The organism is Corallococcus sp. AB038B, assembly GCF_003668955.1.
GTDB classification, from domain to species: Bacteria; Myxococcota; Myxococcia; order Myxococcales; family Myxococcaceae; genus Corallococcus; species Corallococcus exiguus.
The window spans coordinates 1-389 of sequence record NZ_RAWO01000367.1; the positions used below are offsets into that span (position 1 = coordinate 1).

The 389-nt window shown below is 68.1% G+C and carries 1 protein-coding gene; it reads right to left on the reverse strand.

Annotated elements, in window-relative coordinates:
- The coding region (locus D7Y04_RS43595; protein WP_304988665.1) for a proton-conducting transporter membrane subunit at window positions 1-389 on the reverse strand (389 nt) is incomplete at both ends.

Sequence of the window (389 nt, forward strand, 5' to 3'; positions counted from 1 at the left end):
GCACGCAGATGACCTCGCGGGAGGACGACTCCGCCACCACGCGCGGCACCTCGGCGAGCGACAGGTTGATGCGCGTGCCCACCGTGAGGAAGAAGGCCGCGAGCAGCAACACCTCTCCCAGCAGGGCCATGATGATGTAGACGCGGCCCGCCCGCTCCGCCGCCTCGGTGCGCTCGTGGACGACGAGTCCGTACGCGCAGAACGTCATCATCGCGAAGAACAGATAGAAGCTCGCCACGTCCTGCGCGAGCACCGCGCCCACGTTCCCCGCGAGCGTCGCCAGGAAGAAGCCCCAGAACGAGGCCCGGCGCGAGTCGTCGCGCAGATACCCTCGCGCGAAGAGGCCGGAGAAGAGCCACAGAATCCCGGTGAAGAGCAGGTACGTCCGC